We start from the raw sequence: 25,467 nt of genomic DNA on the forward strand, positions 1-25,467 counted from the left end.
GTTTTATCTTTAAACCAATAAAAGGAAAATTCAATGACCCAAGTTAATGACCAACTGGTTTTAATCTGCGGTAAGAGTGCCACAGGTAAATCTACTTGTTTGCGTAACTTAGAAAATGTACTTTATTTAAATTGCGAGGCAGGGAAAAAGCTACCCTTTAAACCAAAGAAGTTTAAAGAAGTCATTATTACAGACCCTTATCAAGTGTATGAAGCATTTGATTGGGCAGAGGAACAAAAAGAAATAGAACATATCGTTATTGATGGTTTGAATTATCTCATGGATATGTTTGAAAGTGTGCATGTATTAACTGCCAGTAATGGGATGAAAGCATGGAGTGATTATGCACAGTTTTTTAAAAACCTAATGCAAAACTATGTGGCTAAGTCTACTAAAAATGTTATCTTTACAGCTCACACCAAGACAGAATTAAACAATGATGAAATGGTGATGGAGACTAAAGTACCCATTAAAGGCTCACTATCAAACCAAGGAATTGAAAGTTACTTTAGTACAGTGGTATCTACTAAAAAGGTAACTTTAAAAGACTTAGAAAAATACGACAGTGAACTACTTAATATCACAGATAAAGAGGAGAACTTAGGATTTAAATATGTATTTCAAACTCAAATCACCAAAGACACAGTTAATGAACGTATGCGGTCAGCTATGGGTTTATTTGAAGACAATGAAACCTTTATTGACAATGACGTTAAGCTAATAATGGACAGACTACATGATTACTATAGCTGATATTAAAGACTGTCTAGATTATAATCCAGATACAGGTCATCTCACTTGGATTAAAAAAATAGCTAGGCAAATAACCCCCAATACCAGAGCAGGTTATAGAGCTAAAGATGGGTATAGACATGTCAAATTAGGAGGTAAAAAATATGCGGAGCATAGATTGATTTGGTACTATGTGCATGGTGAATTTCCTAAAGGACAAATAGACCATATCAATCAAGTAAGAGATGATAATCGCATTGAAAATCTAAGAGATGTATCTGCCTCAGAGAATGCTAGAAATAGACATCAAAGAGACAGTAGATTACAAGAGCGAGGTATCTGGTATTGTAAGCGTAGAAAGCGTTATATAGCAGAGATTACTGTACAAGGTAAAAAGGTTTATCAAAAGACATTTATTGACATTGATGAAGCCATTAAACAAAGACAAGCCAAGGAAATAGAACTTGGTTTATTTCACTCAACTAACACTTAAGGAAACTTAACTATGAGTATTTTTGCAAACCTAAAAGAGCATGATGATATTAAAGATACCACTGACACGTTAGGTGGTGGTTATCAACCATTGGCTTCAGGAGTTTATGATGCCATTATCAATTATGCTTATCTTAAAACTGCTAAGTCTGGAGCTAAAGCCATTTCATTTGAATTTGATGTAGATGGTAAAACAGTCAATGAAGACATTTATGTAACCAATAGAAATGGTGAAAACTTTTACACCAAAGATGGTGAGAAACACTATCTGATTGGTTTTACCCATGTCAATGACATTGCTTTGTTTACTGCTCAAAAACCTTTGTCAGAGCTAGATACAGAAAAGAAAGTCATCAAACTGTATAACTTTGACCAAAGAAAAGAAGTGGACACTCAAGTAGATATGCTGATGGATATCGTTAAAAAACCCATTAAATTAGGCATTATCAAAGAGATTAGACCTAAGCAAGTCAAACAGGGTGATGAGTATGTAGATGACCCAAATGGGGCTACTGTAGAGCGTAATAACGTCTCTAAAGTCTTTAGCCCTAAAGATGGACGTACAGTCAATGAAGTGAAAGCCAAAGCGGATACAGCAGAGTTTATTAAAAAGTGGGAGGAAAAATGGACTGGCGTAGATAAAGAAGTTAAATCTACCGCTGTAACCAAACCACAAGCCAAAGCAGTAAAATCACTGTTTTCTTAATCAACAATTAACCAATAAAAATAAACCCAGTTTATAATAGCTGGGTTTATTTATTTTATAAGGAGTTTATATGCAAGCTACACAAGAAGTTATTATTAGCGATATCAATGATATGGCGAGTGTTTTTATCAATTGGCATAATGACATTATGCTTGATTTAGATGACATGCTAGAGAGAACCATTTCAGCAGAGGAATATGAAACCATTTTAAACATTAAAAAAAGGTTAGAACAATTGCCTTTTAAAGCAGAGTATACCATTAATCACAGTGCATTTTATTATGGTGAAAATACTCTCTAATGACCCAAGCCTTAGGAATTGGGGCTATGTAGAAGCCAATTATAATAATGGTTTAATCACCATTATGAAAACTGGTGTAATTGAAACCAAACCAAATAAAGTACTCAAACAAAATATACAAGACATGCAAACTGCTAATGTACTGTACACACAGTTAAAGCCAATGGTAATAAATGCAGACTTAGTTATTGCTGAATTACCTCACGGTAGTCAATCTAGCCGTGCTATGGTGAGTTATGCAGTTTGTGTATCTGTATTAGGTACTTTATTAAATCACAATCCTAACTTTATTCCTGTCAGTTTTGCTGAAGTAAAAAAGATGATAGGGATATTAAAACCACAAAAGCAAGACGTTATTAACTGGGTACAAGATAAGTATCCTGATTTGGTTTTACCTAATAAATCCAAAGCAGAACATATCTGTGATGCCATTACCGCTTTACACGTTGCTATTAACAAACCACAATTTACGGAGTATTTATGAAAATCATTTTATCTAATCAAGAAGTCCAAGACATCATCGCAGAGCATTTAATCAAAGCAGGAATGCCTTTTGATGATAATGAAATTAACGTTACTGAAGATGGTGCTGAGATTGATTTTAGTGTAGTTAAAGAAGCACCTAAGCCTACTAAAAAACATCGTAAACAAAAAGTAGAGCCTGAAACTACAGACACAAATACAGATACTGAACTAGATGAGGAAACACAAAAAGTAGAGGAAGCCAACGATGAAAAAGACCAAGACTTCTCAATTTTTGGTTAATCTAATTAAGTTTATTTTATTCATTGGTTTAGTAGTAGTATTTGTAGCACTACTTTTTACTTTATTAAAATTATTGGCTATAATTATTCCAGTAGGATTTGCTATATTTTTAATATGGTATTTTACTTTTGGTAAAAATATTGAGTAGAGGTGGTCGCTCAATTCAGACAAGCTAAGAGTGTCTGCAATAACCTTAGCAGTAATAGATATAGTACCATGGATTTATAGGCTATTACCGTGTAAGTTACGATACAACTAGGCTGGTTGCTAAACATGAGTAACCAGCCGTTTTTATTTATTATCTAAGGAAATTATTATGACAATTAAAAATATTATTGCTTGGTTTAATGAAGCCAAACCAAATCCAACAAAGAAAGACATCAATGTTCAATTGGGTTGTCATTATGAAGAAATTGCAGAAATGATGCAGGCTCTTATGGATATTGACAAAGGTGTAGCAGGCTTAGCGGATGACTATAAATCAAATACCCGCTCTATTGAAATTTTAAGTCGTAAAAAATTATTAGACGCTTTATGCGACCAAGTGGTAACAGCAATTGGTTTAGCCACTATGTTAGGTTATGATTTTGAGAATGCTTTAGCAGAAGTCAATCGTAGTAATTGGTCTAAGTTTGAAAATGGTAAAGCTATTTTTGATAACAATGGAAAAATCATTAAAGGCAAAGATTATAAAGAGCCTGAATTAACTGCTTATTTAAATAAATTTAATTAATAGGAGAAAAGTATGAGCGAATTAGAAATTATTGGACAGCTTTATTTGGATTGGTTACAAGCTCATTTAGATGAGTATGGTTATCATAAAGCATTTATGCAGGCTCTTGATGATAAACTTAAAAGTGAGCAACCTCCTAATTATGATACTTGGCACGAGTATTCTGAAACTTATTTTAAAAAATTAGATAAAAGCCAAGAGCTTCATAAACAGCTAACGGATAAAGCAAATGAATATCTCAATAAAAGGAATAAGACAACGTGGAACTAGTATAGAAATTTATTTTAACTGGCTTGGTAAAAAACACTTTATTAAAGTAAATAGTATTGAACAGGGTATTGAGCTAAGAGAACAAATCTTAGCTCATATCAAACAAGGCACTTTAACTAAAGAGACATTAACTATGTTAACCAATCCAATCACTTTTGAACACGTTGTCTTAAAATACTTAAAATACAATCAAGCCAATAAACAAACCAAACGTACTTATGAAAACATACTCAATCATCATTGGTTTGAATTATATCCTTGCAGTATTGAGAGTATTACCACAGAACAGATACTAGATATCTTATGTGAAAAAGAATTATCCAATAAATACATCAATCAAATACTAATCCCACTAAGAGGTGTATTTGATACTGCCATGCCATTAAGGCTAGGGAATAATCCATTTGAAGCCTCTGCCTTTAGTATCTTTGGGGATGCGGATGATGTGTTGACAGCGGATGTGATAGGTGGATTTTGGTAAGTTATCAAATGGTGACAAAAACACTGTCTAACTACTGATAGAATGGTGGCGATGAAGAGACTTGAACTCTTGACCTTACGATTATGAGTCGTACGCTCTAACCAGCTGAGCTACATCGCCTTGTCTTGTGGGGTTATTATACGCAAAAATTTTGGTTCGTCAAGAATTTTTTTTAAAAATTCATCAGAAATTACATTTTACCAATTGCGAAATTGTATGGGCTGTTCTGTATCAAAATCACGCACTGCAACATGCGGATAATGTTGATCATGTCCGATATCACAATCTTCTGACTCTTTTTTTGGGCGATGAATGTAACCTATGCGTTCATTTATGGGTAAATATTCATGCTCCCATATCATAACCGCCTGCATGCAAGTATGGCGTTGTTTATCAGTCAAGCGGACACCGTTTTCCCATTTATCAAGCTGAATCGCGGTGCGAAATTTTTCAATAATTTGAGGGGTTAGGGCGTCTAAAATTTGCTGTTTATCCATATCAAAACCAAAACCTTATGTTTACAAGTTTTATATGACTAATATAACAAATTTTTTTCATATTTGCACAAATAATTTGATAAAAACCTTGACAAAATTTTATAAAATTACTAATCTAATTATTTTTATCACTCAATTGCTATTGTCAAGGAAGATTAAAATGAGCAACTTTAGTCAAGTTCATTACCAACCTGCCAGTGAAAACTACCAATATCCGTTAATTATCAAGCACTTATTAGACAGAGCAAAAATTGTATCTTGCAAGCAAAAAATTCATTACGCCGATAAATTGACTTATACTTATGCTGATTTTTTTAAACGTATCAATCGCCTTGCCAATGTATTGAAACTGTTAAATTTACAAGCAGGTGATGTGGTGGCGGTTATGGATTGGGATACGCACCGTTATTTGGAAAGCTATTTTGCCATACCGATGAGTCAACTGATTTTACAAACGGTAAATATTCGTTTGCCTGAAGATAAGATTTTGTACACAATTAATCATGCCAAACCAAAAGTATTGTTGTTAAATTCTGAATTTGCTCCTATGATTAAAAATTACCGTTTTGATGCACCATCAGTAGAGCATATTATTTGGCTTGATGATAATGGCATGCCAATTCCTGATTATTTGCGTGAAACCTGTGTGGGCGAATATGAGCAATTGTTAAGCGATGCGTCAGATGAATTTGAGTTTGCTGATTTTGATGAAAATACCATTGCAACAACCTTTTATACAAGCGGTACAACAGGCGATCCTAAAGGTGTGTTTTTTAGCCACCGCCAACTTGTATTGCACAGTTTGGGATTGGCAAGTTCGGCAGGGTTAAACGCTGAAGGTCAGGGGATTCGCTATAGCGACGTGTATATGCCTGTTACGCCGTTATTTCATGTACATGGTTGGGGTGTTCCTTATGTGGCAACTATGATTGGCATTGAACAAGTGTATCCGGGGCGTTATATTCCTGAAAAACTGGTAGATTTGATTGAGCAAAAAGGCGTAAGTTTTACCCACGGAGTCCCAACAATTTTACAAATGTTGCTTAACGAAATGGCAAAACGTGGCCGTAAATTTAACGGTTTAAAAATGATTATTGGTGGTTCGCGCTTGACGGAGGGTTTGGCAAGAAACGCGGTGGCAAATGGCATTGAGGCTTACACTGCTTATGGCATGTCGGAAACTTGTCCTGTGATTACTATGACTGTGTTTAACAAAAATGAACAATTGTCTGCTGATGAAGATATTTTACGTCGTGTCAAAACAGGAGCGCCAACCGTGCTTGTGGATATTGAACTGTGGAATGAAGACAATAAAGCACAAGTGCATGATGGGGTAACCACAGGCGAGGTGGTGGTGCGTTCGCCGTGGCTTACGCAAAGCTATTTTAAAAATCATGATGCGGGCAATGAGTTATGGCAAGGGGGTTATTTGCACACTCAAGATATTGCCAACATTGATTCAAACGGCTATTTGCAAGTAACTGACCGCTTAAAAGATGTGATAAAATCAGGCGGTGAATGGGTGTCATCATTAGAGATTGAAACGATATTGTCCTTACACCCAAGCGTTGCTGATATTGCTGTGATTGGCATACCTGATGAAAAATGGGGCGAACGTCCGTTGGCATTGGTGGTGTTAAAACTTGAACACGCTGATACAAGTGCTGATGATATTTTAGCAATTGCTTATCAAGCAACAGAGCGCGGTATCATTCCAAAATATGGCATACCAAGCCAAATAAAATTTTTGGAACAATTACCAAAAACCAGTGTTGGCAAACTGGATAAAAAGGTTATGCGTGATATGTTTGCAAAAGGATTGTTTTAATTTTTTAAAGTTTAAATAAAAAAAGATTAAATAAAAAGCAATCAACAACACAAGTTGGTTGCTTTTTATAAAGATATTATTTAACATAATATACATTATACGAAAAAACGCCCTTTAGTGCGTAGGGGGCGTAGCCAGTTGCTCGGCTTGTTGGGCGTAGTCTTGTTGGTCGTAATTGTAAGGTTGTGGTTTGGGTTTTAGTTCAACGAACTTTTTGCCTGTTGCGTATTGTAGGCATTCGTCGTTGCCAATGGGTGCTTGTTGTCCGTTTTGTAGGTAGGCTGTGCATTTGTTGCCAAATCTTATAAAGTCGGTGATGAGTTCTTGTGGTTGGGTTGGTTGTGTTTGTGGTGGTTGCATTATTTGGCTGTTTGGTTGGGTTATTGGCGTGATGTATGGGTTTTGTTGTGTTTGTGGTGGCTGTGTTGGTTGTTGTGGCTGTTGGGCGGTGTCTTTCATCTTTTGGGTTAAGCCAATTGCAGGGTAAATGAAATACGCTATCATCGCCATAAAGATTAAAAACGTGGTGATGATAGACCAACGCTTACTGCTGCGTGTGGGTTTTGATGTGTTTAGCACGGTTGATTGGTAGTATTTTAGGTAATTTTTATCAAAACGCCACCATTTGACGTCGTAAGCGTTTTTAAAGTCTTCTTTGGTTGGGGTTACAATTGCCCTTGCAAAGGTGAATATCTCTACATTGGCTCGTTGTGCAGGTCGCCATAGGTAGTAATGTAGGTAAATGTTTTTTAGTACGTATTTGTGCAATAAACTTGGGTCTTGGCTGATAAACCATATATCAAAACCGCGGTGTCTGTGTTTGGATAAGGCTTTAGCAACAGGGTTTATACCACGGCTATCACTGTTGTAGTGTTCTATTTCTTGGGCTTCGTCATAAACGATGATGGAGCCGTCCTCGCATAGCCTAAAGTCATCTGGTGGGGGTTGTATGCCTTCGATTTTTAACCCTGCTATGTTGGCATATATTTTTCGGTCTTGGTTTTCAGGTTTTTCTATCCACTCTAGTAATTGTTTAACCACCCAACAGGTTTTGCCTGTGCCTGGGGTTGCTGATACAAGATACATCATGTTATTTTGCCTTTACAATGTTAATGCCTTGTGATACGGTTGCCAAATACACTTTAATCATGACGGCGGTTAATAAGATGCTAATTGCTTTGTCTATCCCTGCAACGCCAATTAGCCCTGCCATAGGTATGTTGTTAAGCATGCTTAATGCTTTGTTAATAAAATAATCAATAAACAAGCCAAAGGTATAACTGCCTGCAATTGCAAGCCCTGCCCCTGCCAATGCTCTGCCTATGAAGTTAGAAATTAGCCAAGTGCCAATTGTGGTGAGTAGTTTTCCCATATTATCCCCCTACTTTAAACGCATTGCCAATTGACAATGCTCCATAGATGTAAGCTAAAAAGATAATCACAGGGCGTAAGTATACGCTTGCAAAATTGCAAATCGGTGTCATTTCAAACACAAGGCGAAATGAACCGCTTGGTAGCGGTATTTCTTTAACAACATCAGGTGGGCATTGGGCGTTAACTTTGATGTAGTTTTTATCAAAGTTGCTTGGGTTTTGTAAACTTATGTCTTTTGTTGGTACGGCAACATCTTTTAAATCAGGCAAATTAAATTTGTCGTCTTTTTCTTTGGTTTTGTCTTTGGGTTTTGGTTTTACCTGTTCGCCCACTTGCTCAATTGCCTTAACGATTTTATCGGTGTTGGTGTTGGCTTGTTCTAGCATTTTATTTGCTATGGCTTGGTCGGTTTTTATTTGTTCGTTAAGAATGGTTTTAATGTCTGTTATAGCACTTAGGGTTTTTTCGTTTTGGATAGCTTGTTGTGCGATTTGTTTGTCTATTGCGTCTTTAAAGGTGTTGGCTAGGTTTTTATTGCCTATTTTGGCTTGTTCTATGGCTTCGTCTATTTTTTGGTTAATGAGTTTGCCACTCATGCCGTGTTCTAGGGCATCGCGGATTGAGTCAAGTCCTAATTTGGTTACGTCTTTGGTGGTGCGTAATTCGTTAACTACATCGTCTATTTTTTGGTTAACAAGTTTACCGTTGCCTATGATATCACCCAATTTGCCGTTAATGAGTTCGCCTTTCATATCAAGGCTTTGCACCGCTTGCACCACTTTGGTTTGTTTTTCTAGGATTTCATCGGTTTTGGTGTTGATAACCCTGGTGGTTAGCTTTTGTTCGGCTATCACCTCATCGGTTTTGCTTTGTAGTTGTTTAAAATGACTGGCAATGCTTGTGGCAAGTGCTGATATGGCGTTGATAATGCCTGATACATCTACAGGCGGTGCGTCTTTGCCATTTACGCCGTCTTTGCCGTTTGTACCGTCTTTGCCATTCACCCCATCTACACCGTCTTTGGTTTTGGTTGTTGTGCCTGTGCCTGTGCTTGGCGTGGTTTGGGTTGGGTCTGTCGTGTTATCAGGGCTAAATGGTTGGGCGGTGCTGTTTAGTAGGTGGTTATAATCCCCTGCTTTTACCGAATCTCTTACCGCTTGTTCTACTGCTTGCTGTGCTTGTTTGTTGCCTGATTGTGCTTGGTCTAAAACCGTTTGAGCAACCGCTTCAAGCGAAACGGTCTTTTCTTCAATTTCACCTGTTGGCACAATATCACCACCCCAATCACGCATATACCCTGCTGGATATGGGGCGTATGCTTCTATTTCAGATGGGTGTGCTACACTTACTTGACATCTAAAAGATCTTGCTTCCATGTTGGTTAGTATTTTGGTTTTACCTGCTTCATCACCATAAGACAAGCGTAAACGCGTAAACTTATAGTCATAATCCTTTAAAAAGGCTTCAGAAGCCACGTATTGACATGCTTGTTCAGGGTTGGCAAACAATTTTTTATCAAAAATGTATTGTACAGGTCCTTCGCTTGTCTTAAAAGTAACTGCGTTGTTACTCGGATCCATTACCCAATCGGTTGCATTAAAAACCGTTGTTATCACTGTGTGTAATAAACCGATACCGCCTGCGGTTTTTAGCACTTTAGCAACTGCACCTGCCGATGGTTTTATTCTTGCAAGGGCTTTTTTATTGCCACTTAAGGCTTCTACAAACGATGTGTTGCCTACCATGCCTAATTTGTGTATGTACCAATTGTTAAGTACTGCATTTGCGTAAACAAATGATGGCGTTACGGCTAGGATAAATGACAAGCTAAATACAATCAGTTGCTTGGTTAGTTGCTTTACAGTGTTCATGGCGTTATATGGGTTTATTTGGTTGTATGGGTTTATTTAGTAGTCTTGTAGCATTAAGTAGCGGATTAAGTCGTAGTACCATAATAAACAGGGGATAATGACAAATAGGTAGTAGATTAAGGTTTTCATGCTTATTTGGCTTGTGTTTGGTTTTGGGTTGTGTGTGTTTTTTATTATGGGGGCATGCTTCGCACCGGGCTTTTTGTTGCAATCCTTTTAGCTATGGCTAACAATTCTTAACATTCTCGTTAAATCTTTCTACCGAGTAATTAACGATAATCTAAATAATTCTATCACCCTATCTAAAAGATATTTCCACTTCAATCCCTTGCCCTTAAAGCAGTTAGCCTGTGTATTACAAGTTTTAAATTTACACTTCTACCCTACCCATTGCCATGCTAAGATTTAACCTGTAGCACCAATTGGCGTGGCAACGTGTCCATGCTTTTTTTATTAAATCTTTATGCTTATTTGCAAGGCTTTGATGTATAAAAGATGGTTTGTGTTAAAAAGTTTGCGCCGATTTAATAAAAAAAACATGCTTGTTTTTGGGTTTTAGCAGTAGGTATCAATCACTAAATAAAATATAAGCTGCTATAATTAAGACAATCAAGATTAAAATCATCATGTTAATCACCTAAAAAGCTATAATTGGTTAAATAATTATAGCTTTTTTGTGCGGTTTGGCTTTAGATTAGCCACGTCTAATCATACTGGTTAGCGAACTGTAAAGCCACATAGCAGCAGATGGGATCATTTTAGCAACCCCAATTGCGGTAATTGCTGCTACTGCATAACCAATATATGCTACAACTTTAGTAACATCTGGTTCATCAGCAGCAAACGCAACAACAGGAGCGGTGGTAACAGCAACTAAGGCTAACGCATTACCAACTTTTTTTGTGGTGTGTTTTGTCATGGTGAATACCTTTTAACGTCTACGGATAAAAAATGGCAAGTGTTTAAAAACATATGCCGTTGCAAATAGCAATAGGATAGATATCCATATTGCGGTTACATCGCTATACGATAAATTATTAAGACTTGATAACTGACCGATTAGCGTGTCTTGTGGCGTATACTCCACCCATTCAACACATACAGAATTATTAACCAGGGTTTTGCATACATACATCTTGTAATTCCAAATAGCGAATTAAATCGTTTAAACGATTTATTTTATTAATGGTTGGTGCAAGTTGTTTGTCATCATCATTGAATAAACTGCGTTCATACTCGCATTGTTTTTGTGCATCAAGCAGTGCTACTTTTAAGGCTTCTAGGTATTGATGTTCTAGTTTATACGTTTTATTAAATATTGATAATTTCATGGTTAAAACGGTACGTCGTCATCAAATTGAAAATCACTTTCTTCATCATCGTCATCGTCAAACTTACATGCAAACACTTTACCGTTGTTTGCACAAGCGTGGCAAAGGTAGTTGTAATGCCCATTGCAAATTGGGTTGTCCTCTTCACCAATGATTTTTTCGCATTCTTCACAGTAGGTATGTTTGTATAAGTGTGGGTTGTCGTCCCAAGGTCTGTAGTGTCCGTGGCTCATGCGGTTTTAACCGTCGGTAATTTAATATCATTTACCACTGTTACAGGTTGGCTATATTGGTTAAGTTCACTACCTAATTCAATATCTAATTCAATTGGCAATTTACCGCGTAAGGTTTGTAGCTTTTCAAAATTATCACTCTTGCCGTATGGATAAGTAATAAACTTAGATCCAAATCCATCTGCATTGTCATAAGGCACTTTAACAACCACTTCGGTTACATCAATTGTGTAATCATTGCCATTTTTGCTTTTGCCTGAACGTTTTACGCGGTTAATGCTTTCTACTAACATTTTCATGGTTTATTCCTATGCTGATTGATAAAATATTTCGTTTTGGGATTTTTGTAGTCTTGCGTTAACAACGTGCATAAAGTAAGGTTTAAACACTTCTAAATATTCGCCGTTCGGGGTTGGTATGACAACATCAGTTGGTATTTGGTTGTTAAAGTCCACTGTTAGAACTTGTAAAACGTTAATTGTGTTGTCTTTGCTGTTGTTTAGATTTTGTAAAAATGCTTTTGATATGCCACAATCAAGCAAATTTTTTACATTCATTTGAAAGGTGCGTTCAGCCCCTTTGTAGTCTAATTTAACTTGATAAAAACCTGATTGTTGAATGCGTTTATAAAAGTTATAGGCATTTCTTGCTTTGGTTTTGCTTTCCCTGCCTGTTTTGGTATAGGTGGTTAATTGGCTTTCTAGTGCTTGCCAAATCTCGCTGTCATCTGCATAATTCATCGTTTTACCCTGCAATGCTGTAAACATGGCATCGGTTTTTATTTGCCACAGTTCTGTAAATAAATTTGGGTTTTGTATGTGATAATCGTATAATTGCCACAGATTTTGTGGTATTCCTAATTGTTGCATTTGTCTTGATTTTACCGTTGCTTCTATGCGAACCAGTTTGTCTGCATAGTCTTGCAATTCTTTGGTAAATATGGTTTTTAGCTTCATTTGTGCCAGTAAGTCGTTTTGTTTGGCAAGTTTTTCCAGTTCTTTGACTTCTTTTTGTACTTCAACACCTTTACAATATACTTTAAACCTACCAATTCGGCTGTTTTCTGAACCAAAATACACCGTGTTGTAATGATCCTTTTCGCCAATAACCGATTGGTTGCGTAAGCCTTTAAAATCTACATTGCGTAAATAGTCGCGAACCTGTTCGGCTTGTTTTTTGTTTTGCATAACCGCTGAATAGGTGATATCCATGTAAACAACTTTGGCATTTTGCACATCTAAATGTTGCCACAATTTGGGAAATTGATCGTACACTACTCCAATCATTTGAATGCAGTTTAATAGGTTGTCTAATCCATAAACATTATGACCTTGTAGGATTTTAGCAATGGAACAATTTAGCTCAAGGTATGGTAATGTATTGTAAGTTTGGTGGTAAAACTTATAACCAATGCCACTGTGCGATGTTGGCAAACTTTGATAAGCGTGATATATTTCAAAAGGCACGCCGTCTTTAACACACCTTGATGAACCTGTTAAACCCAATTCGTTAATGCCAATAATTGTTTTATAAAACGCACCTTTTGCATGGGTATGGGTTTCAACATAAGTTGCCAGTATGGGTATATGTATTTTAACTGTATCTATCACAATACACCTACTTAGCAAAAGGCGACTTACCCACTGTAACGGCAGTAGACAAGTCATATTCTAATAAATCTGTTTTGATCATTTTATACACTCCGTTACGTGATTAATATATATTATATCGTATAAATAAAACGATAAAACATATCTTAATACAATAGAATGTATTTATCAAGCGTAAAAATAAAATAAACCGTATTTTTATAATAAAATACGGTTTTTATTTGCATAGGTTAAAACAATGAACGAGTTAGGAAAGCGGATAGCAAAAAAATGCATAGAGCTAAAAATAACCCCAAAAGACCTAGCAGGATTTGCAGAAATAAAATACTCAACGCTAAACAGTATGATGAATGCAGAAAACCCAAACCCAACGCTACAAAATATGAAAAGATTAAGCATTGCACTTGGAACGAGCCTTGATTATCTAACATTTGGCGAGGCTATGGACGAAAACGAAGATTTAAAAATACTGTTCAATGACCTAAAAGAAATTGATAAAACCGATAAAAAAAGGATTTTGTATATTATTAGAATGATGATTGCAGAAAGTAAAAATAAATAGATACCACAATTCATAAACTTTTAATTACGTAAAAACGAAAAATTTTTCGCATAAATCCACCACCACATATGGTGGATTTAACCGCGTTTTCGCCGTGCGTGTGTGTCGGTAGTCGGTTAACGCTACGCCCCCACGCACGGCTTTTGTGTGTTTTTCGTACAATACGGTTTATGTGCAAGCCCCAAGGGTAAAAACCATCATGCAGGGGGTATTGTTGCACGATGGTTTTTAACATAAAGCCGAACACATTATACGAAAAAACGCCCTTTAGTGCGTAGGGGGCGTAGCCAGTTGCTCGGCTTGTTGGGCGTAGTCTTGTTGGTCGTAATTGTAAGGTTGTGGTTTGGGTTTTAGTTCAACGAACTTTTTGCCTGTTGCGTATTGTAGGCATTCGTCGTTGCCAATGGGTGCTTGTTGTCCGTTTTGTAGGTAGGCTGTGCATTTGTTGCCAAATCTTATAAAGTCGGTGATGAGTTCTTGTGGTTGGGTTGGTTGTGTTTGTGGTGGTTGCATTATTTGGCTGTTTGGTTGGGTTATTGGCGTGATGTATGGGTTTTGTTGTGTTTGTGGTGGCTGTGTTGGTTGTTGTGGCTGTTGGGCGGTGTCTTTCATCTTTTGGGTTAAGCCAATTGCAGGGTAAATGAAATACGCTATCATCGCCATAAAGATTAAAAACGTGGTGATGATAGACCAACGCTTACTGCTGCGTGTGGGTTTTGATGTGTTTAGCACGGTTGATTGGTAGTATTTTAGGTAATTTTTATCAAAACGCCACCATTTGACGTCGTAAGCGTTTTTAAAGTCTTCTTTGGTTGGGGTTACAATTGCCCTTGCAAAGGTGAATATCTCTACATTGGCTCGTTGTGCACAGGGCTCTTTACCGTTTGTACCGTCTAAAACCTTCATTTTTTAGTCCGACTAATCCAAATTAATTAAAAATTTAACATACGGCACAACCACAAAATGGGATTTTTTATCACCAAAATAACTGGCTTTTTCTTGATACCATTTTTCTATATCGCCCTGAAAAAATAAGGTGGTTGTAAAATCCATCATTTCCAGTTGGGCGGTATTTTGATCTTTAAATTTTTTTGAAAACAGAACAACACTGGTATTATCTACTGCGACAAAACCAAAATTTTTACTTTCAAACACGCCTGCTGAGTTGGTTCTTTGTGCTCCCCATGTTGCCTTACAGAGTATTTGTTCAATTTTTTTACGGCCTTCTTCGGTAACCAAATTTGGGTTGCTTAAATACATCTCGTTCAATTGCAAATAACGATGAAATTGTAAATATTGTGGTTTTGGCACATTTGGAATTTGGATTTTTTCACCAAATTTGTTTAGATTTTCAGCTAAAACTTGATGACAATTTTGAGCCTGCAATACAGTTAACTGGCGTTTGGCTCGTGTCAAGGCAACGTATAATTGACGCGAATAATCGTCCATTTCTGCTTGAGTTTTTGCTCTGTTGGATTGTTTTTCAAAATCAATCACATACACATAGTCAAACTCCAAACCCTTAGCACTGTGATAACTGATTAACACCACGGGGGTTTTGTTGTCATATTGGGTGCGTTGTAGTATGGATAAAAGTTTGTCATGCGTAACGTCTTGTATGTCCGCACAGCTTTGTAAAATCATCTGCCAAGCGGTATCTAAATGATTCATGTTGGCATTAACTCGCCAATTTTCCAAATACGCACTCGCCTGCCCTAAAATTTTTTCTTCAGGGTTTTGGTTTAAATACTGGCTTAATGCCTGACCGATAACGCTGTTTAACGGATTAAATTCACCGCTTTCATCTTGATTATAACGCTGACCTTTAATGCCAAGTTGTTCCAAATAATATTGCACAGCATCAAAAATATGCCAACGCGGTGCAATGACGGCAATTTTTTGGTTTTGCTTAAGGTTTTGTAAGGTTTTTTGGATATCTTGTGCCAACCAATGAGCCATATCCCACGCATATTCATTGTTTTTGTAGATTTGCGAAAATTTGCCAAAACGTATCGGTAGGTTTTGATACGGCGAGGTTGCAATACTGGCATGCTGGTTTTGTTTTAAACGTTTATTGGCATCCAGTGCTTGTATGATAAACTCATTAGACAAGGCAACAATATTGTCGCTGCTGCGATAATTGTGCAACAAATAATGTTTTTGCTGTTCGTTTAATTGGTAATTTTGTTCAAATTGTTGGATAAATTCAACACTTGCCCCACGAAAACTGTACAAATTTTGATCATCATCACCCACCACCATCAGATAGCCTTGTTGTTCAATGGCTTTGCTGTTATTTTCATCATTTTCGTCATCGGTTTCATCGTTACTTTCACTCAAATCCGCCAAATTTGCAATGATGTCGTATTGAATTGTATCAATGTCTTGAAATTCATCGACCATGATATATTGGTAATATTGTGGACTGTCTTGTAATTCTTTAACCGCCTGCTCTAACAACCATTGATAACTGGCGTTTTTTCTACGTTTATCATTGTCTTTTTCTTTATATAAATACGGATAACGCTTGCAAATTTGTTGCAGTAAGCTGGCATCATTTGCCATTGCATCATCAAATTTTTTCTCAGTGTAGCCTGTAATTTGTCTTGCCAAACCGTGAAAAGTATCTATGGTTACACCGTCAGCATGAAAACTTACCAAATTGTATAAACGTTCACGAATCTCATGCACCGCCAAACGATTGTATGCCAACACCAAAATCTTATCAGGGCTTATCTGCTCTATCATTAACAAATATGCCACGCGGTGCACAACCACAGTAGTTTTGCCAGATCCGGCTCCTGCCAACACCAAATTTGCACGACTGGCATCGGTGATAATAGCCTTTTGAGCATCGCTAAAATGTTTGGCGATAATTTTAGGTTTATAATCCTCCAAATACGGTTTTTTAGTCAATTCCACATCATCAAAATAGCGAGCAACCAAATCGGTTAAACTCAAACGATAATAATCCTCAAGCATTTGGCGTTTGTTCGCCAAATCCAAGGTAAGCCAATGATTCAAAACATGAATTCGCTGACACCTGTCCTCGTAATGTTGCTGTAGATACTGATATGCGGTTTGATCATAACGCACGCGTTTATTTTTTTCATAATTATAATCAATAAAAAACAAGGCACTGTTGTCATCACTTAAACGACCGATCTCTATGAGTTTTAAACGTTGCAAGATTTCTAAATATCCAAGCAAAATATCGGCGGATAATTGGTTGTCTTGTGCCAAGTTTTGTAACACAAAGGTTTTGCTTTCGGCAACTTGGGTGCTTTTATCTTTTTTATCTTTTTTGGACTCTTGTTTGGGCAAATCAGGCAATTTGGGTAAAATATACTCAAAGATCGGCTGTAGATTTTGGTAACATTGTTTTGCCAATATAAGCCACGCCTGCCAGTTATCCTGCATATCGTGTGCCTCTAAGTAAAGCTTGGTGTCTTGTGTTGATGCAACCTTGCATTGATATTTGGAATGTTGACGATAACGGATAAGGTTAAATTGTGCCAAAAGGTTTAAAATATGCGTTGGTTTTATCACGATCTGTTGTTGTGCCAACCACGCATCAAGCAATTGGGTATTTAGCAAAAACGATCCGTCCATTTCTTCTTGGATTTGTTCTGAAAATTGCGTAATTATTTGGGTTAAAATTTGCAAATCATCATCAATTTTATCAAACTGTTGCTTGGTTTTTTGGGCGTTTTTTAACAGGCGTAATTTCACCATAACTTCCCACTGAATGGCACCAAATTCCACAAGTTTTCTTAATTTTGCCAACAGATCTTTTACCGAAAAACCAAGCAATAATGCCAACTCGGGCAGATAAAATCGGCTAAAAATTTGTGAGTTTTGGCTTAATTGGGTTTGACTCATTTCACCGTGTAAATGACAGTGATAAGTTTGGGTTAGTGGTTTTAACGCATCGTAAATTTGGCGTAAATTGCTATCAACCAAAGGCTTTTGTTCGTTAATTTCCAACAGTTTTAGCGAAATCCATGCAGGTTGTTGCTCTTTTTCTACCAAAAGCCCATAGCGTTCTAATGCCAACAAGGCAACTCGCACTTGTGTGGTTAGGTTTTCAGATTCGGTTTGTTCTAGAGTTTCTTGCAAAATCTGGGCACAAAACCACCTTTCATCGGAGTTTTTGGATAAAGTTGGTTTGATAATCGTCCAACAATCGTTTAAAGTTTTACTGTTAGGAATGCGACTTTTGCGTTCATGATGAAACAGTTTTTCAATGTCTTTTTCATGCCACAATAAATAAGCCTCGCCGGTTTCACCGGTTTTTCTGGCACAGCGACCAATTTCTTGCACATACGAATCCAAATTATTTGGTGGTTCGTTGTGAATGACAGTGTGTATGCCTGCTTTGTCTATTCCCATGCCAAACGCATTGGTACACACAACAACATCTAAGCGATCTTGCTTAAAATCATCTAAAATATTTTGTTTTTCGTTTTCGCTAAGTTTGGCATGATAGGCTTTGGCAACAAAACCTAAGTCATTAAAATGATCGGCATAGACTTTACATTTTTTGCGACTGCGCACATATACCAATGCTACGCCCTGTTCGTGATTGCCTGAAATATTTTTGGCACGGTAGGCTTGTTGGCGTTCTTTTAACAGTTTGGTAATTTCGCTTAATTTGTCGTCTTGGTTTACATGCAAAAAATACGGCCAAATTTCATCTCGCCACACGCTTAACTCATTTTTTGGTATGCCATATTGCTTTAAAGTTTTGTGATTTAAAATCGGCTGTAATTTGGTTATCAATTCTTGGTTTAAATCATCTTTAACTTTTGCTGAAGCGGTGGCGGTTACCAGGCTAATTTTTGGGGCAATAAAAGCCAAATCTGTATCATCTGCTTGTGTGAATAAATCAGTGGTTTGGGTGAGTTTTTGCTCAAGTTTTGTGCGAGTTTGGCTTTCATAACAGGCCAAAATATGTTTGCCAATGCGTAAAAAATCAGGACGAAAATCCGCTCCCCATTGGCTTAAAGTATGGGCTTCGTCTAGCACCCAAAACGCAGGCGGACGATTTTTTAGTAAAGTGCGCACCGCGTGGGTTCGAAGTCGCTCTGGGCTTAGGTATAAAATATCAATTTCACCTTGCCAAATTTGCTCTAAGATTTGTTTTTGTGTGCTGTAGGTTTGTTCTGATGACAAATAAGCAATGCGCGGTATAAAATTGTCCAATTTAACCGCTTGCAATCCGGCTTTTAGATTGATCACTTGATCGGCAATTAAGGCTTTTAGTGGTGAAATAATGATGGTTAATTGGCGTTGATAACGGCTTAAAATCAAGGCAGGCAACTGAAAAGTCAAACTTTTACCGCCACCTGTTGGCAACACGCCAAGCTGTACATCTTTCTCCAAAAAAACCGCTCGTATGATAGAAAGTTGCCCATCGCGCAAGGTAGCAGGCGTGTTGTTTTTATTTTTAAAACCAAAAAAGTAGCTAAATTGTTCATTTAACCAATCATCGGTTACTTGATCCATTTGCCAAAATGCCAATTCTGCACGTTGAAAACTTTTTTGATATAAAGCGTGATGCAAAATCCAAGCCGGTCTGCGTGCTTGTGGGTGGTCAAAAAAACGCAACCAGTTTACAAACACGCACAAACCCAAATGTTGCCAATGGTTATCAAAAAGATTGTCAACTAAAAGATTGTCTAATGCAAAGTCTTTAAGTGCAAGGTGTATGGTTTCAAGCAATTTGGCATGATTGCCTGTTGGTAAAAATTTTGTCAAATCATCTAAGCAAAAAGGCTCATCAGATACGACAAATCCTTGATTTTGTAAGGATTGAATGTTTGGCAATAAACGATAAAAAATCTGTTGCAACACGCTTGGTAGGTTTTGCCAAGCGGTTTGACAGGTTGTCCAAAGTTTTTGGCTTTCTTGACAATCAAGCACAGGATCGTTGGCAGGTTTTTTGGCTTTATACAGTTTTAACAAAGCGTGCGTTGGTTTTTGCGGTTGTAGCAGGCTAGAAAAATAAAGCGTATCAATGCATTTTTGTTGCCAATTTTTAAGCACCAAATCATCAACTGACAAAAATTTAGCCAAATGTGGCAGATCAAATTCCAACACATTGTGTCCGCCAAGGTACAAACTTTTGTTTAATAAATCAATGATTTCGGCTTTTTGTGCGATCAATTGTTTGTGATCAAACACCCAAAAATCCAAATCCACCACAAAAGCACCAAGCAACAAGGTTTCATCGTTTGGATTAATTTCTAAATCAAGCCAAATGGTTTTATTATCAATGTTATTGTCAATGGACAGTTTGGATAAAGGGTTTAACATCGGTTTAAACTTCATCATCTGTTGGCGTTTTTTCGCCCAACATTGTTTCACTTAACATTGTTTCGCTCATAGCAACTGTGTTAAAACCACAATCCACAAACAAAATCTCGCCTGTAATGCCACTTGCCCACGGTGATAACAAAAACAAAGCAGCATTGCCAACTTCATCTTGCGTTACGTTGCGCTGTAAGGGTGCAATTTTTTCGTTCATGTCTAACATTTTGCGAAAAGATTTAATGCCACTTGCGGCCAATGTGCGAATTGGCCCTGCCGAAATGGCGTTAACACGGATACCCTCTGCACCAAGCGAACTTGCCAAATAACGCACCGATGCTTCTAAACTTGCCTTTGCAAGCCCCATAACATTATAATTTGGCAATACCGAAATACTGCCTTCATAGGTCAAGGTTAATAACGAACCTTGGCGTTTTTTTAACAATTCACGCCCAGCTTTTGCTAAAGCAATAAAACTATAACTGCTGATATCATGAGCAATTGCAAAACCTTTACGCGTGGTAACGGCGGTAAAATCACCATCTAATTGTTCAGCTGGAGCAAAACCAATGGCATGCACTATCCCATCAATGCCATCTCCCCAAATTTCACCAACCTTGGCAAAACACGCTTCGATATCTGCATCGTTTGCCACATCGCAGGGCAATACCGCCACCGCCCCAAACGTCTCGCCTGCCATTTCCACGCGTTTTTTAATTTTGTCATTTGGATAGGTCAAAATCAGATCTGCTCCTTGTGAACGCAGGCTGTTGGCAATTGCCCATGCAATGGATAATTTACTGGCAATGCCCGTTACCACAAATCTTTTGCCTGTTAACAACATAATACTTTCCTTAAAATAATCAATCAAAAATCACATTATAGCACATTTTAACAAAAATACAGTACCTAAAAGCACAATTGTAAACTTTTATAAATCATGTTATAAATCATGTTAAATATCAATAAGTTACAAAAAAATACTTTACAAAAAACAAATAATCTTTACAATAATGCGATTTTATTTTGCTTGGTTTTTAGAATGTCAAACAACACACAATGCAATCAATGTTGCGATTTTACTTTTGATGTGGACGATACCGCCCAACATTATGCCAAAATTATCAGCAACGCAGGCGAGGATTTAAACCGTGCAGGACTTATAGACACGCCGATGCGTGCTTCTAAGGCTTTTGCGTTTTTAACCCAAGGCTATCATCAGGATTTGACCCAAATTACCAATGGTGCGATTTTTCCTACCGATAACAATGAGTTGATTTTGGTAAAAAATATTGAATTTTATTCCATGTGTGAACATCATTTGTTGCCCTTTTACGGTGTGGCTCATGTGGCATATTTGCCCGATGACAAGGTGATAGGTTTATCAAAAATGGCACGCATCGTGGATATGTATGCTCGTCGTTTGCAAATTCAAGAAAACCTAACCAAGCAAGTTGCTCAAGCGGTTATGGATATGACACAAGCAAAAGGCTGTGCGGTGGTTATGGACGCGGTGCATATGTGCATGATGATGCGTGGCGTCAATAAACAACAATCCAGCACTCGCAGTATTTCTATGCTTGGTGAATTCAAGGACAATAAAGACGCTCGCAATGAATTTTTGATGGCGATTCCAAAGCCCTAATCACAAAGCCATAACCAAAATGGTTTTGTTTGCCAAATTTGTCAATTGATTGATGTTTTTTTGATTGATGTTTTTTGAATGAAATTTGTGCTAAAAATGCTATAATAGCCTTTTACTAATTTATTTTGTTTTATTAATTTAATTCTCAAAAAAGGCATCTCATGGCATTTGTACATTTTGGTATTCACAGTGAATATTCAATCACCGATTCTATCGTGCGTATCAAGGATTTGGTGAAAACAGCAAGCAACGACGGTCAGTTGGCATTGGCATTGACTGATTTGTCCAATTTGTATGCTGTGGTTAAATTTTACAAGGCTTGTTTGGATAACGCAATTAAACCGATTATCGGATCGGAGATTTTGCTTCAAGATGACGAACACAGTCTCATACTGTTGGCAAGCGATCAACAAGGCTATAAAAATTTAACCAGTATTGTATCACTTGGGTTTACCCACGGGCAAGTGTTGGGTAAGCCCATTGTCAAACGCGATTGGATTTTTGAAAATCACGCAGGCATCATTGCTTTATTTACCGAAAAATCCGATGTGGGACAAGCCATGTTGTCAAACCACACCGAACGTGCTGATAGCTTACTACAAGAATGGCAAAATGTGTTTGGCGATCGGTTGTATTTTGCCATAAAACGCACCAACCGAGCCAATGAAGATCGCTTTATTGAACAAGCCATTCGCCTATCCAATGAATATCAAATACCAATCATTGCCCACAATGATGTGCGATTTTTAACCAAAGACGATTTTGAAGCCCACGAAGCGCGTGTCTGCATTGCCAACTCACAAATCCTAGCCGATCCCAATCGTCCGCGTGATTATTCAGAACAACAATATTTAAAAAACCAAGCAGAAATGACACAATTGTTCAGCGACATTCCACAAGTCATTGATAATACATTGGATTTAGCAAAACGTTGTAATGTGATTTTAACCTTGGGAAAACCGGTTTTGCCCGCCTTCCCCATTCCGCCTGAAGATACGATAGACACTTTTTTTCGCAAAACATCAAAAGCGGGGCTTGAAAGTCGTTTAGAAAAATTATACCCACCAAACACGCGTGATGAAAACTGGCAAAACACGCGTAAAGCCTATGATGAACGCCTTGAATTTGAAATTAACACGATTTTGGACATGGGTTTTCCGGGTTATTTTTTAATTGTGATGGATTTTATCCGCTGGGCAAAAGCCAATGACGTTCCTGTAGGGCCTGGGCGTGGTTCTGGGGCAGGCTCGCTTGTGGCTTATTCTTTAAACATCACAGATTTGGATCCTTTGGCGTATGATTTGCTGTTTGAGCGTTTTTTAAACCCAGAGCGGGTATCCATGCCAGATTTTGATGTGGATTTTTGTATTGAAGGGCGCGATCGGGTGATTGATTATGTTGCCCAAAAATACGGCCGCGAAGCAGTGTCGCAAATTATCACTTTTGGTACTATGGCTGCTAAAGCTGTGGTGCGAGATGTGGCACGCGTGCAAGGCAAATCTTATGGTTTGGCGGATAAAATTTCAAAACTTATTCCAAAAACACCCGGAATTTCGCTTAAAGATGCGGTTGAAGAAGAATCCCAGTTAAAAGACTTGCTGCAAAACCCCGACAATATGGATTATGAAGATGCCAATGAAATTTGGGAGATGGCATTGCGCTTAGAGGGAATTACGCGTGGCGTTGGCAAACATGCAGGAGGCGTGTTAATTGCCCCTAATAAAATCACCGATTTTAGTGCAATTTATTGTGATGAAGATGGACATAGGGTAAGTCAGTTTGATAAAGACGATGTAGAGGCTGTGGGTTTGGTAAAATTTGACTTTTTAGGGCTTAGAAACCTAACGGTTATCCACGCAGCCTTAAAAAATATCAATCAACGCAGAGCAAAAGAAGGGCTTTCTCCCTTAGATTTAGATGAATTGCCACTTGATGATAAGCCGACTTATGGTTTGTTACAAGATGCCCATACCACAGCAGTATTTCAACTTGAAAGTTCGGGCATGAAAAAATATTTGGCAAAACTTAAACCGACCAATATTGAAGATGTGATTGCTATGTGTGCGTTATACCGTCCAGGCCCGCTTGGCAGTGGCATGGTGGATATGTATATTGATCGCAAACACGGTGCGCTTGATGTTAGCTATGATCATGAGTGGCTTGAGCCTGTGCTTTCTAACACTTATGGCGTGATTGTATACCAAGAACAAGTCATGCAAATTTCACAAGTTATGGCCGGCTACAGCCTTGGCGGTGCTGATATGTTACGCCGTGCTATGGGTAAGAAAAAACCTGAAGAGATGACCAAACAACGTTCAATTTTTACCGAGGGAGCAAAACAAAAAGGCGTGGATGCACGACTGGCAGGTGAAATTTTTGATTTAATGGAAAAATTTGCTGAATATGGCTTTAACAAATCTCACTCAGCAGCGTACGGTGTTTTGGCATACCAAACCGCCTATTTAAAACATTATTACCCTGCTGAATTTATGTCCGCGGTGATTACATCGGATATGAACAACACTGACAGCGTGGTATTTTTTATCAACGATTGTCGAGAAAATTTTGGATTAAAAGTTGAAAACCCTTGTGTCAATCATTCCAATTGGGAATTTGTACCAAAAGATCCAAAAACAATTATTTATGGATTGGGGGCGTTAAAAGGCGTAGGCGAGGGTGCGGTAGAGTCTATTGTCAATGCACGCCAAACAGGAGGCAAATTTAGCGATTTATACGATTTTTGTCGCCGTGTTGACACCAAAAAAGTCAACAAGCGTACTTTAGAAGCCTTGGTGCGTGCAGGTTGTTTTGATGATTTTGCCAAAAATTTACGCCCAGATTTGGCAAAAGAACGCGTGTTTGACATTCGCGGTGCCTTGTTTGAAGAATTGCCAAAAGCGGTAAAATCCGCCGAACAACACCGCGAAAATGCAAGCCTTGGCATGATGGATATGTTTGCTGAAATTAGCGACGTATCTGCTCCGCCTGCACTATCGCACGAACCTGTTTGGACGGATAAAGAGCGCCTAAAAGCCGAAAAAGACACGCTTGGGCTGTATTTGACAGGACACCCTGTAGACAGTTACCGCGATGAACTAAAACGCTACACCAGTTGCACTTTGGATAAATTAAGCGAAACCAAATTTGGCAGTACGCTTTTTATTGCAGGGATTATCATGGACGTGGTAAATTTTGGCAATCGCTCGGTAATTAGCCTTGATGACGGTAAAAGCCGAATTGAGGTTAGCTGTTACGCTGAAAAATTTAACCGTTTAAAAGACAAACTCAAAGTAGAAAGCGTGGTGGTGATTGAAAGTACCGTGCGTGAACGTGATGGTTTGTTTTACGCAACCTTGCAAGATGTGCTAACCATGACCGATGCACGCAAACGTTGGCTTAAAAAAATCTCGGTTAAAATTTTAGGCACGGATTTGGCATTGTTTGAACGCTTACAAAATTTGTTGTTAAAAGCAGATGATTCTACCATTCACTATCTTTCGCACCAGTTAAATCAAGACCAAGAGATAAACTCCGCCAAAACCAACACAGCTGACACAACCGCTACAGAGGGCATACCCTTAAATTTATGCGTTTATACCGATTTTGCCATTGCAAATTTAAACATGCCTAAACATTGGCAAATTTTGCCTGATGATGACAGTTTGTTGGCTTTAAAGACCTTGGTAAAAGATGAAGATTTGCATTTTAGTTTTGTTTAATTTAG

Annotated in this window: 26 protein-coding genes and 1 tRNA gene; 13 read left to right on the top strand and 14 right to left on the bottom strand. The window is 37.8% G+C overall.

Features of this window, described 5'->3' with window-relative positions:
• The first annotated feature begins 33 nt into the window (after positions 1 to 33).
• The 9 genes from MOMA_RS07035 to MOMA_RS07080 all read left to right on the top strand — a co-directional run bounded on the left by MOMA_RS07035 (position 34) and on the right by MOMA_RS07080 (position 4,480).
• Complete coding sequence (locus MOMA_RS07035; RefSeq protein WP_009501829.1) at positions 34 to 753, top strand: AAA family ATPase; 720 nt, start codon at positions 34 to 36, stop codon at positions 751 to 753.
• The gene (locus MOMA_RS07040; protein WP_009501830.1) at positions 737 to 1,225 is read left to right on the top strand and encodes an HNH endonuclease signature motif containing protein; all 489 of its coding nucleotides are present in this window, start codon (positions 737 to 739) and stop codon (positions 1,223 to 1,225) included. The genes MOMA_RS07035 and MOMA_RS07040 overlap by 17 nt, the downstream gene beginning before the upstream one ends.
• Positions 1,226 to 1,237: 12 nt before the next feature.
• Positions 1,238 to 1,930 (top strand): hypothetical protein, encoded by a 693-nt coding sequence (locus MOMA_RS07045; RefSeq protein WP_009501831.1) that lies wholly within the window; start codon positions 1,238 to 1,240, stop codon positions 1,928 to 1,930.
• A 70-nt stretch (positions 1,931 to 2,000) separates the two neighbouring features.
• Positions 2,001 to 2,231: a hypothetical protein gene (locus tag MOMA_RS07050; RefSeq protein ID WP_009501832.1), complete on the top strand. Its 231-nt coding sequence runs from the start codon at positions 2,001 to 2,003 to the stop codon at positions 2,229 to 2,231.
• Positions 2,212 to 2,715 carry a hypothetical protein gene (locus tag MOMA_RS07055; RefSeq protein WP_009501833.1) on the top strand — a complete coding sequence of 168 codons (504 nt, stop codon included), beginning with the start codon at positions 2,212 to 2,214 and terminating at the stop codon, positions 2,713 to 2,715. The genes MOMA_RS07050 and MOMA_RS07055 overlap by 20 nt, the downstream gene beginning before the upstream one ends.
• Positions 2,712 to 2,996 carry a hypothetical protein gene (locus MOMA_RS07060; RefSeq protein ID WP_009501834.1) on the top strand — a complete coding sequence of 95 codons (285 nt, stop codon included), beginning with the start codon at positions 2,712 to 2,714 and terminating at the stop codon, positions 2,994 to 2,996. The genes MOMA_RS07055 and MOMA_RS07060 overlap by 4 nt, the downstream gene beginning before the upstream one ends.
• A 316-nt stretch (positions 2,997 to 3,312) precedes the next feature.
• Positions 3,313 to 3,729, top strand: coding sequence for a nucleoside triphosphate pyrophosphohydrolase family protein (locus MOMA_RS07070; RefSeq protein ID WP_009501836.1), 417 nt, complete (start codon positions 3,313 to 3,315; stop codon positions 3,727 to 3,729).
• A gap of 12 nt (positions 3,730 to 3,741) precedes the next feature.
• The gene (locus MOMA_RS07075; RefSeq protein WP_009501837.1) at positions 3,742 to 3,999 is read left to right on the top strand and encodes a hypothetical protein; all 258 of its coding nucleotides are present in this window, start codon (positions 3,742 to 3,744) and stop codon (positions 3,997 to 3,999) included.
• The gene (locus MOMA_RS07080) at positions 3,959 to 4,480 is read left to right on the top strand and encodes a hypothetical protein (RefSeq protein ID WP_009501838.1); all 522 of its coding nucleotides are present in this window, start codon (positions 3,959 to 3,961) and stop codon (positions 4,478 to 4,480) included. Before MOMA_RS07075 ends, MOMA_RS07080 begins: the two co-directional genes overlap by 41 nt.
• Positions 4,481 to 4,523: 43 nt before the next feature.
• Here the strand turns inward: MOMA_RS07080 and MOMA_RS07085 are convergent.
• Both MOMA_RS07085 and MOMA_RS07090 read right to left on the bottom strand, forming a co-directional pair.
• A tRNA-Met gene (locus MOMA_RS07085) sits at positions 4,524 to 4,600 on the bottom strand.
• Between the two features lie 77 nt (positions 4,601 to 4,677).
• Entirely contained in the window at positions 4,678 to 4,977 is a 300-nt protein-coding gene (locus MOMA_RS07090; RefSeq protein ID WP_009501839.1) for a DUF1315 family protein, read from the bottom strand.
• A 160-nt stretch (positions 4,978 to 5,137) separates the two neighbouring features.
• Here MOMA_RS07090 and MOMA_RS07095 point away from each other — a divergent pair, with 160 nt between their 5' ends.
• Positions 5,138 to 6,805 (top strand): fatty acid--CoA ligase, encoded by a 1,668-nt coding sequence (locus MOMA_RS07095; protein ID WP_009501840.1) that lies wholly within the window; start codon positions 5,138 to 5,140, stop codon positions 6,803 to 6,805.
• A gap of 114 nt (positions 6,806 to 6,919) precedes the next feature.
• Here MOMA_RS07095 and MOMA_RS09590 read toward each other — a convergent pair whose 3' ends face one another.
• The 8 genes from MOMA_RS09590 to MOMA_RS07135 all read right to left on the bottom strand — a co-directional run bounded on the left by MOMA_RS09590 (position 6,920) and on the right by MOMA_RS07135 (position 13,224).
• A complete protein-coding gene (locus MOMA_RS09590) occupies positions 6,920 to 7,894 on the bottom strand; it encodes a putative phage-like protein (RefSeq protein WP_009501841.1) in 975 nt (324 codons plus the stop codon).
• A gap of 1 nt (position 7,895) precedes the next feature.
• The gene (locus tag MOMA_RS07105) at positions 7,896 to 8,177 is read right to left on the bottom strand and encodes a DUF2523 family protein (protein WP_009501842.1); all 282 of its coding nucleotides are present in this window, start codon (positions 8,175 to 8,177) and stop codon (positions 7,896 to 7,898) included.
• A 1-nt stretch (position 8,178) separates the two neighbouring features.
• On the bottom strand, positions 8,179 to 10,050 hold the full coding sequence (locus MOMA_RS07110) for a virulence factor TspB C-terminal domain-related protein (protein ID WP_009501843.1): 1,872 nt from the start codon (positions 10,048 to 10,050) through the stop codon (positions 8,179 to 8,181).
• A 694-nt stretch (positions 10,051 to 10,744) separates the two neighbouring features.
• Positions 10,745 to 10,969 (bottom strand): hypothetical protein, encoded by a 225-nt coding sequence (locus MOMA_RS07115; RefSeq protein WP_009501844.1) that lies wholly within the window; start codon positions 10,967 to 10,969, stop codon positions 10,745 to 10,747.
• A 190-nt stretch (positions 10,970 to 11,159) separates the two neighbouring features.
• Positions 11,160 to 11,381 (bottom strand): hypothetical protein, encoded by a 222-nt coding sequence (locus tag MOMA_RS07120; protein WP_009501845.1) that lies wholly within the window; start codon positions 11,379 to 11,381, stop codon positions 11,160 to 11,162.
• A 2-nt stretch (positions 11,382 to 11,383) separates the two neighbouring features.
• A complete protein-coding gene (locus MOMA_RS07125) occupies positions 11,384 to 11,614 on the bottom strand; it encodes a hypothetical protein (RefSeq protein WP_009501846.1) in 231 nt (76 codons plus the stop codon).
• Complete coding sequence (locus tag MOMA_RS07130; RefSeq protein ID WP_009501847.1) at positions 11,611 to 11,913, bottom strand: hypothetical protein; 303 nt, start codon at positions 11,911 to 11,913, stop codon at positions 11,611 to 11,613. Before MOMA_RS07130 ends, MOMA_RS07125 begins: the two co-directional genes overlap by 4 nt.
• A gap of 9 nt (positions 11,914 to 11,922) precedes the next feature.
• The gene (locus tag MOMA_RS07135) at positions 11,923 to 13,224 is read right to left on the bottom strand and encodes a phage/plasmid replication protein, II/X family (protein WP_009501848.1); all 1,302 of its coding nucleotides are present in this window, start codon (positions 13,222 to 13,224) and stop codon (positions 11,923 to 11,925) included.
• A 238-nt stretch (positions 13,225 to 13,462) separates the two neighbouring features.
• On the opposite strand from MOMA_RS07135, the gene MOMA_RS07140 reads away from it, so the two are divergent.
• Positions 13,463 to 13,786, top strand: a complete 324-nt coding sequence (locus MOMA_RS07140) for a helix-turn-helix domain-containing protein (protein WP_009501849.1) — start codon at positions 13,463 to 13,465, stop codon at positions 13,784 to 13,786.
• Between the two features lie 10 nt (positions 13,787 to 13,796).
• Here MOMA_RS07140 and MOMA_RS07145 read toward each other — a convergent pair whose 3' ends face one another.
• From MOMA_RS07145 to MOMA_RS07160, 4 genes are read right to left on the bottom strand one after another with little or no spacing between them, the layout of a single operon-like run.
• The gene (locus MOMA_RS07145) at positions 13,797 to 14,021 is read right to left on the bottom strand and encodes a hypothetical protein (protein WP_009501850.1); all 225 of its coding nucleotides are present in this window, start codon (positions 14,019 to 14,021) and stop codon (positions 13,797 to 13,799) included.
• A 32-nt stretch (positions 14,022 to 14,053) separates the two neighbouring features.
• On the bottom strand, positions 14,054 to 14,692 hold the full coding sequence (locus tag MOMA_RS07150) for a hypothetical protein (protein ID WP_009501851.1): 639 nt from the start codon (positions 14,690 to 14,692) through the stop codon (positions 14,054 to 14,056).
• Between the two features lie 12 nt (positions 14,693 to 14,704).
• Positions 14,705 to 20,155, bottom strand: a complete 5,451-nt coding sequence (locus tag MOMA_RS07155; protein ID WP_152411812.1) for a UvrD-helicase domain-containing protein — start codon at positions 20,153 to 20,155, stop codon at positions 14,705 to 14,707.
• A complete protein-coding gene (locus MOMA_RS07160) occupies positions 20,109 to 20,942 on the bottom strand; it encodes an enoyl-ACP reductase FabI (protein WP_009501853.1) in 834 nt (277 codons plus the stop codon). The genes MOMA_RS07155 and MOMA_RS07160 overlap by 47 nt, the downstream gene beginning before the upstream one ends.
• 198 nt (positions 20,943 to 21,140) lie before the next feature.
• Here MOMA_RS07160 and folE point away from each other — a divergent pair, with 198 nt between their 5' ends.
• Entirely contained in the window at positions 21,141 to 21,743 is a 603-nt protein-coding gene (folE, locus tag MOMA_RS07165) for a GTP cyclohydrolase I FolE (RefSeq protein WP_227498098.1), read from the top strand.
• 161 nt (positions 21,744 to 21,904) lie between these two features.
• Positions 21,905 to 25,462, top strand: a complete 3,558-nt coding sequence (gene dnaE / locus MOMA_RS07170) for a DNA polymerase III subunit alpha (RefSeq protein ID WP_009501855.1) — start codon at positions 21,905 to 21,907, stop codon at positions 25,460 to 25,462.
• Positions 25,463 to 25,467 lie beyond the last annotated feature (5 nt).

The sequence above is a fragment of the Moraxella macacae 0408225 genome, from assembly GCF_000320365.1.
In the GTDB taxonomy this organism is placed as follows: Bacteria; Pseudomonadota; Gammaproteobacteria; order Pseudomonadales; family Moraxellaceae; genus Faucicola; species Faucicola macacae.

Excerpts from the sequence above, each read along its gene's own strand:
- MOMA_RS07035 (WP_009501829.1), top strand. The coding sequence starts at position 34 with ATGACCCAAGTTAATGACCAACTGGTTTTAATCTGCGGTAAGAGTGCC.
- MOMA_RS07040 (WP_009501830.1), top strand. The coding sequence starts at position 737 with ATGATTACTATAGCTGATATTAAAGACTGTCTAGATTATAATCCAGAT.
- MOMA_RS07045 (WP_009501831.1), top strand. The coding sequence starts at position 1,238 with ATGAGTATTTTTGCAAACCTAAAAGAGCATGATGATATTAAAGATACC.
- MOMA_RS07050 (WP_009501832.1), top strand. The coding sequence starts at position 2,001 with ATGCAAGCTACACAAGAAGTTATTATTAGCGATATCAATGATATGGCG.
- MOMA_RS07055 (WP_009501833.1), top strand. The coding sequence starts at position 2,212 with ATGGTGAAAATACTCTCTAATGACCCAAGCCTTAGGAATTGGGGCTAT.
- MOMA_RS07060 (WP_009501834.1), top strand. The coding sequence starts at position 2,712 with ATGAAAATCATTTTATCTAATCAAGAAGTCCAAGACATCATCGCAGAG.
- MOMA_RS07070 (WP_009501836.1), top strand. The coding sequence starts at position 3,313 with ATGACAATTAAAAATATTATTGCTTGGTTTAATGAAGCCAAACCAAAT.
- MOMA_RS07075 (WP_009501837.1), top strand. The coding sequence starts at position 3,742 with ATGAGCGAATTAGAAATTATTGGACAGCTTTATTTGGATTGGTTACAA.
- MOMA_RS07080 (WP_009501838.1), top strand. The coding sequence starts at position 3,959 with ATGAATATCTCAATAAAAGGAATAAGACAACGTGGAACTAGTATAGAA.
- MOMA_RS07090 (WP_009501839.1), bottom strand. The coding sequence starts at position 4,977 with ATGGATAAACAGCAAATTTTAGACGCCCTAACCCCTCAAATTATTGAA.
- MOMA_RS07095 (WP_009501840.1), top strand. The coding sequence starts at position 5,138 with ATGAGCAACTTTAGTCAAGTTCATTACCAACCTGCCAGTGAAAACTAC.
- MOMA_RS09590 (WP_009501841.1), bottom strand. The coding sequence starts at position 7,894 with ATGATGTATCTTGTATCAGCAACCCCAGGCACAGGCAAAACCTGTTGG.
- MOMA_RS07105 (WP_009501842.1), bottom strand. The coding sequence starts at position 8,177 with ATGGGAAAACTACTCACCACAATTGGCACTTGGCTAATTTCTAACTTC.
- MOMA_RS07110 (WP_009501843.1), bottom strand. The coding sequence starts at position 10,050 with ATGAACACTGTAAAGCAACTAACCAAGCAACTGATTGTATTTAGCTTG.
- MOMA_RS07115 (WP_009501844.1), bottom strand. The coding sequence starts at position 10,969 with ATGACAAAACACACCACAAAAAAAGTTGGTAATGCGTTAGCCTTAGTT.
- MOMA_RS07120 (WP_009501845.1), bottom strand. The coding sequence starts at position 11,381 with ATGAAATTATCAATATTTAATAAAACGTATAAACTAGAACATCAATAC.
- MOMA_RS07125 (WP_009501846.1), bottom strand. The coding sequence starts at position 11,614 with ATGAGCCACGGACACTACAGACCTTGGGACGACAACCCACACTTATAC.
- MOMA_RS07130 (WP_009501847.1), bottom strand. The coding sequence starts at position 11,913 with ATGAAAATGTTAGTAGAAAGCATTAACCGCGTAAAACGTTCAGGCAAA.
- MOMA_RS07140 (WP_009501849.1), top strand. The coding sequence starts at position 13,463 with ATGAACGAGTTAGGAAAGCGGATAGCAAAAAAATGCATAGAGCTAAAA.
- MOMA_RS07145 (WP_009501850.1), bottom strand. The coding sequence starts at position 14,021 with ATGTTAAAAACCATCGTGCAACAATACCCCCTGCATGATGGTTTTTAC.
- MOMA_RS07150 (WP_009501851.1), bottom strand. The coding sequence starts at position 14,692 with ATGAAGGTTTTAGACGGTACAAACGGTAAAGAGCCCTGTGCACAACGA.
- MOMA_RS07160 (WP_009501853.1), bottom strand. The coding sequence starts at position 20,942 with ATGTTGTTAACAGGCAAAAGATTTGTGGTAACGGGCATTGCCAGTAAA.
- folE (WP_227498098.1), top strand. The coding sequence starts at position 21,141 with ATGTCAAACAACACACAATGCAATCAATGTTGCGATTTTACTTTTGAT.
- dnaE (WP_009501855.1), top strand. The coding sequence starts at position 21,905 with ATGGCATTTGTACATTTTGGTATTCACAGTGAATATTCAATCACCGAT.